The following is a 3,896-nucleotide window of genomic DNA, read 5'->3' as shown; positions in this document are numbered from 1 at the left end:
TGGTAGTACATGTTTTAAACCTTTGGCATCTGTGATGTTAGCAGGGGTTAATGCAACTTTGTTGATTAACCCTGATTGCATATCCACACTAATGTGTTTTTTAAAACCATACCAGAATTTATTTTTACCTTTGGCGCCAAACTTTGCTTGTTGGTCATAAGCCACCTTTGGTAGCGTTGTGTTGTTGAGTTTTTCTAATTTATTAGCAATGGCTAAATCTCGCTCTTGCCAAAGGTTGGCTTTTGCGACTAAATGAGAAGCGTCAATAAAGGTAAAGACTTCATTTAGATAGCCTTTGGATTTAAGTATATTTTTAACTTCGTTAAAAATTTTGGATAAAAGATGTGTGCCTATTTTTGTTCGCATCTTTGAAAAGATACTATAAGTTGGCGTTTTATCGCTTAAAGCGAAATTACAAAACCATTTGGCAGCGGTATTTTCTTGTAAGAATCTTTCTAACGCTCTGTCGCTAATATCTTCTAGATGTTGTAATAACAATGTTTTAAATAGGGTGTTGATACCGTAGCCTTTGTAATTACTATTACCAGCAATTGTGGTTAAGTGCTTATTGGTTATTTTGTCTAAATCAATAAGTTTGGTGAATTTACGATAGAGGTGGTTGGTTGGAACTAAGTCTTCTAGGTTGATGATTTCTGTTTGAGTGGTCATTATTTTTTTAAGTTATTGATATTAATAGTATTTTACTATAAATATGGTGTTTTTTGGGTTTTTATTTTCAACAGCCCCATTAAGTAAGGACGACGCTCGTCTAAAAATCAGAAAAACCAATGAAAAACTGTTTGAACAAGCTTATAACACTTCTAATTAGTTGACTGTTAGTAATAATCATAGACTGGCTGGTTGAAAAGTAGTTTTTTATGTGAGAAAATTATTTTTTGGATTTTTTGGTTCTATTTTTGGATTTTGGCACCTGTTTTTATCTATTAATTGTAAAGTTGGAATGGTTATTGCTTGATAATTATTATATGTTGATCCGTTTGGTAGAGCGGAGAACCTTTCCTCCTTGGGTTATGTAGAATTCTGCCACTAATTTTATAAAGGAACAGATGCAAAATTTTATAGTATACGGACACTGCGATAAGGGTATTAAGTTTAGACCTAGCGATTGGACCGAGAGATTAGTTAATGCACACACTGTCACTCAACAATCCAAACAATGTGTTCATGTTTTTAATATTAATGGCATTAAAGGTATTAAGGTAAAAACTTGTTTAGAGGAAACAAATTTAATACTACTGAATCAAATTTTAGATTTTGCTACTAGCAATAATCTTGTTATTAAATATATAGGAGGGCATAGTGAAAAAAGTGATTGAGTTGACGCCAGAACAAGCGAACGAAAAAATACAACAAAATAACCAAGTTTTATTTTTAGATGTGCGTTCTTGCGTGGAGTATAAGTTTGTTGGTCATGCAGTAGGTAGTATTTTAGTGCCTTGGATGGATGATCCGGAATGGGAGGTTAACCCTAGGTTTTGCCATACGGTATCAGCATTGTTAGTGGATAGATTTGACCCATTAGATGCTGAAATTATTTTAATTTGCCGCTCTGGTAGTCGCTCTTTGGATGCTGGTAATGCCTTACTTAAAAAAGGCTTTAAAAATATTTCGCATATCACTACGGGCTTTGAAGGGCATCTAGACGCTCTAAAGCAACGCGGTAATTTGGATGGCTGGTGTTATGATGACCTGCCATGGGAACAATGTTAACCTTAATGCAAAAATAGAAATATAAGTCTAATGTCCACCTTGGTATCACATTTCAATTTAACAGGAATATAACAATGAAAGTAATTGAACTAACCCCTAAACAAGCCTATGATAAGTTACAGCAAGACAACAAAATATTATTTTTGGATGTGCGCTCTTCCGTGGAGTATAAGTTTGTCGGACATGCAATTGATAGTGTTTTATTGTCATGGATGGAAGGCCCAGAATGGAGGATTAATACTCGATTTTCTCAAGCGGTCTTCGCACTTTTGGTAGATACACATTATCCTTTGGATGCAGAAATTATTTTAATTGGTCGTGCAGGCAGACTTTCAATGGAAGCAGGAGAACTCTTAATCAAAAAAGGCTTTAAAAATGTCGCTCATATCACAACAGGGTTTGAAGGGGATTTAGATGCCAATAAGCACCGAGGTAATATCAATGGCTGGTGTTATGATGGTCTACCATGGGAACAATGTTAATTAAACGAGGTTTATGATGAATTTATCTAATATTCCACTGTCGCTTAAGGCTTTATTTACAGGTTATATTTTAGTGATTGGTGTAGGGTTGATGATGGCTGGCGTGCAAATTATGTTAACTCATGGTCAATCTGATGGTAAGCCTGGGCTCTCTATTGACGATGTGATCTATAGTTATTATGGTAATCGCTCTAATTCCAAATTAGAAAACAAACTAAATGGTTCGATGAAAGACAAGGCGCCTGTTAAGGAAAGACTAAAAATTATTAATTGGGTAAAACATGGTGCAGAGCAACAAAGGTGGAAAAATGAAATTCAGCCGATTGTTTTAAAGCGTTGTGCTTCTTGTCATACCAGTATTCCAGCGTTGCCTAACATTACTAAATTTGAGGTTATTAAAGGATTATCAGCAACAGAGGGTGCGGTAGATATTTCCAGCTTAACACGCATATCGCATATTCATTTATTTGGCATTGCCTTTATTTTCTTTTTTGTTGGACTGATATTCTCGTTAAGTGTTGGTTTTAACAAAGGGATAAAAGCAATCATTATTTTTATCCCTTTTGCTTTTTTAATACTTGATATTAGCGCTTGGTGGTTAACGCGTATTGATCCAGCCTTTGCTTGGTTGGTTATTATTGGCGGTTTTGGCTATAGTCTTGCTTCTGCCATTATGCTTTCTACTTCGCTTTATCAAATGTGGGTTATGCCTTGGCGTCAGAGCAAAAATAATAATACACAAACTTGGTTTGACGAGTAGGTAATGACTGGATTATTGAATAACAATATAGTAATGATGGTATTAAATTAAGATGGAGTTTTTAGAAAAAAACAGTGATAAAGTGGCAAAGGTTTTAAAGGCAATCGCAAGTCCAGTGCGTTTAAAAATTTTAAGGGCATTAAGTGATAATAGTTTGTCGGTAGCCAACATTCAAAAACAGGTCGGGACTTCTCGTTCTAACATCGCTCAATCACTTATCATTCTTAAAAAAAATGAGATTGTTGCGTCATACCATGATAACAATAAAATTTTATACAAGATAAAAAAGGCAGAGATTTTAAGCTTTATTGCCAGTGTAGAGGTGGTTTTTTGCACTAAAAATTGAAGAGTAATGTAAGGTAGCTTGTTGGTGGACTTTTAGCAACAGGTGTTTAATTTAACTAAAAGGCGTACTCTGAAAGGCGCTCTATAAAATAAGGAATAAAATGCAAAATAGTTTAAAACCCGTATCAGCAGGCAATATACCTGATGAAGTCAATGTAATTATTGAAATACCCGCTCAGTCATCACCAGTCAAATATGAAATTGACAAAGAAACAGGTGCGATGTTTGTTGATAGATTTATCTCAACGCCAATGTTTTATCCATGCAATTACGGTTTTGTACCAGAAACCTTAGCCGATGACGGTGATCCTGCAGATGTGCTAGTGATTACGCCTTATCCTCTGATTCACGATTCGGTGATTACGGTGCGCCCTATTGGCGTTTTAAGAATGACCGATGAAGCAGGCAGAGACTATAAGATTTTGGCAGTGCCGATTGACAAACTCTGCAAATCTTATCGAGATATTAAATGCATTGATGATGTGGAAGTAACGCTTAAAGATCAAATTGAGCATTTTTTCACTTACTATAAAGACCTTGATGAGGGTAAATGGGTAAAGATTGATGGCTGGGGTGAC

Annotated in this window: 7 protein-coding genes; 6 read left to right on the top strand and 1 reads right to left on the bottom strand. The window is 35.3% G+C overall.

Features of this window, described 5'->3' with window-relative positions; all coding sequences use genetic code 11:
• The coding region (locus BHECKSOX2_RS03020; RefSeq protein ID WP_180323633.1) for a transposase at positions 1-669 on the bottom strand (669 nt) is incomplete at its 3' end.
• A gap of 398 nt (positions 670-1,067) precedes the next feature.
• On the opposite strand from BHECKSOX2_RS03020, the gene BHECKSOX2_RS03015 reads away from it, so the two are divergent.
• The 6 genes from BHECKSOX2_RS03015 to ppa all read left to right on the top strand — a co-directional run.
• The gene (locus BHECKSOX2_RS03015) at positions 1,068-1,337 is read left to right on the top strand and encodes a DUF3579 domain-containing protein (protein WP_139682395.1); all 270 of its coding nucleotides are present in this window, start codon (positions 1,068-1,070) and stop codon (positions 1,335-1,337) included.
• Positions 1,321-1,731: a rhodanese-like domain-containing protein gene (locus tag BHECKSOX2_RS03010; protein WP_139682394.1), complete on the top strand. Its 411-nt coding sequence runs from the start codon at positions 1,321-1,323 to the stop codon at positions 1,729-1,731. The genes BHECKSOX2_RS03015 and BHECKSOX2_RS03010 overlap by 17 nt, the downstream gene beginning before the upstream one ends.
• Before the next feature lie 74 nt (positions 1,732-1,805).
• Entirely contained in the window at positions 1,806-2,213 is a 408-nt protein-coding gene (locus BHECKSOX2_RS03005; RefSeq protein WP_139682393.1) for a rhodanese-like domain-containing protein, read from the top strand.
• Between the two features lie 16 nt (positions 2,214-2,229).
• Positions 2,230-2,973 (top strand): elongation factor-1 alpha, encoded by a 744-nt coding sequence (locus BHECKSOX2_RS03000; RefSeq protein WP_139682475.1) that lies wholly within the window; start codon positions 2,230-2,232, stop codon positions 2,971-2,973.
• 52 nt (positions 2,974-3,025) lie between these two features.
• Positions 3,026-3,319, top strand: coding sequence for an ArsR/SmtB family transcription factor (locus BHECKSOX2_RS02995; protein ID WP_139682392.1), 294 nt, complete (start codon positions 3,026-3,028; stop codon positions 3,317-3,319).
• A gap of 100 nt (positions 3,320-3,419) precedes the next feature.
• Positions 3,420-3,896: inorganic diphosphatase (ppa, locus tag BHECKSOX2_RS02990; RefSeq protein ID WP_139682474.1), on the top strand; the 477-nt coding region annotated here is incomplete at its 3' end.

This window comes from thiotrophic endosymbiont of Bathymodiolus puteoserpentis (Logatchev), from assembly GCF_900127505.1.
Taxonomy (GTDB): Bacteria; Pseudomonadota; Gammaproteobacteria; order PS1; family Pseudothioglobaceae; genus Thiodubiliella.
Note: the sequence above shows the minus strand (reverse complement) of the source record. Positions and strands in the feature narration are given on the sequence as shown.

Coding starts and splice junctions, on each gene's coding strand:
- BHECKSOX2_RS03015 (WP_139682395.1), top strand. CDS start 1,068: ATGCAAAATTTTATAGTATACGGACACTGCGATAAGGGTATTAAGTTT.
- BHECKSOX2_RS03005 (WP_139682393.1), top strand. CDS start 1,806: ATGAAAGTAATTGAACTAACCCCTAAACAAGCCTATGATAAGTTACAG.
- BHECKSOX2_RS02995 (WP_139682392.1), top strand. CDS start 3,026: ATGGAGTTTTTAGAAAAAAACAGTGATAAAGTGGCAAAGGTTTTAAAG.
- BHECKSOX2_RS03000 (WP_139682475.1), top strand. CDS start 2,230: ATGAATTTATCTAATATTCCACTGTCGCTTAAGGCTTTATTTACAGGT.